The sequence below is a fragment of the Microbacterium sp. BF1 genome, from assembly GCF_019279095.1.
Lineage (GTDB): Bacteria > Actinomycetota > Actinomycetes > Actinomycetales > Microbacteriaceae > Microbacterium > Microbacterium maritypicum.
Map to the genome: position 1 here is coordinate 1 of NZ_JAGYWT010000638.1, position 1,213 is coordinate 1,213.

General features: G+C 67.0%; 1 protein-coding gene. It reads right to left on the reverse strand.

All coding sequences use genetic code 11. The features are described 5' to 3' along the window. Positions 1–1,062 (reverse strand): ADP-forming succinate--CoA ligase subunit beta (sucC, locus tag KZA10_RS15640; RefSeq protein WP_218683345.1); only part of this gene is annotated, 1,062 nt, incomplete at its 3' end. Positions 1,063–1,213: the final 151 nt, after the last annotated feature.

The window sequence follows — 1,213 nt, forward strand, 5'->3', positions numbered from 1 at the left end:
GACGCGGTTGCCGTCGAGGCGCACGACGAGCGGCTTGGAGGCCGTGGCGCCCAGCGTCTCGAGGGCACCCTTGATGCCGTTGGCGACGGCGTCGCACGCCGTGATGCCGCCGAAGACGTTGACGAACACGCTCTTGACCTGCGGGTCGCCGAGGATGACGTCGAGGCCGGCGGCCATGACCTCAGCCGAAGCGCCGCCGCCGATGTCGAGGAAGTTGGCCGGCTTCACACCGTTGTGGTTCTCGCCCGCGTAGGCGACCACGTCGAGCGTGGACATGACCAGTCCTGCGCCGTTACCGATGATGCCGACCTCGCCGTCGAGCTTCACGTAGTTGAGACCCGACTCCTTGGCCTTGGCCTCGAGCGGGTCTGCGGCGTCCTTGTCCTCGAGCGCCTCGTGCTCGGGGTGGCGGATCTCGGAGGCGTTGTCGTCGAGCGTGACCTTGCCGTCGAGCGCGATGATGTCGCCCTCTTCGGTGCGGACCAGCGGGTTGACCTCGACGAGCGTCGCGTCCTCGCCCTTGTAGACGTCGAAGAGCTTCACGAAGACGTCGGAGACCTTCTCGACGAGGTCTTCCGGGAAGTTCGCCGCGCGGGCGATCTCGACGGCCTTCGCCTTGTCGATGCCGGTGAGCGGGTTGACCTCGACGCGCGCGAGCGCCTCAGGGCGCTCGACGGCGAGCTCTTCGATCTCCATGCCACCCTCGACCGAGCAGAGGCTCAGGTAGGAGCGGTTGGCGCGGTCGAGCAGCACGGAGAAGTAGAACTCCTCGGCGATGCGCGCGCCCTGCGCGACCATGACGCGCTTGACGACATGACCCTTGATGTCGAGGCCGAGGATGGCCTTCGCTGCCTCATACGCCTCGTCGGGCGTCTTGGCGACCTTGACGCCGCCCGCCTTTCCACGGCCGCCGGTCTTGACCTGAGCCTTGACGACGACCACTCCGCCGATCTTCTCGGCAGCCGCCCTCACCTCTTCAGGGGTGTCCGCGACGATGCCGGCGAGGACCGGCACTCCGTACTTTTCGAAAACGTCTCGTGCCTGGTACTCGTACAGATCCACTGTGGTTCCTTCACTGGGCTGCTGTCTGGTAATTCTCTCGATGTCGAGACATCGACCAGTCCCCCAGCCTACTACCTCGGCCTGGGCGCTCCTGCGGCCCCGGCTCTCAGCGCCGGGCGTGCACCCCTGCTCGTCGCGCCGGAAGCGCGGC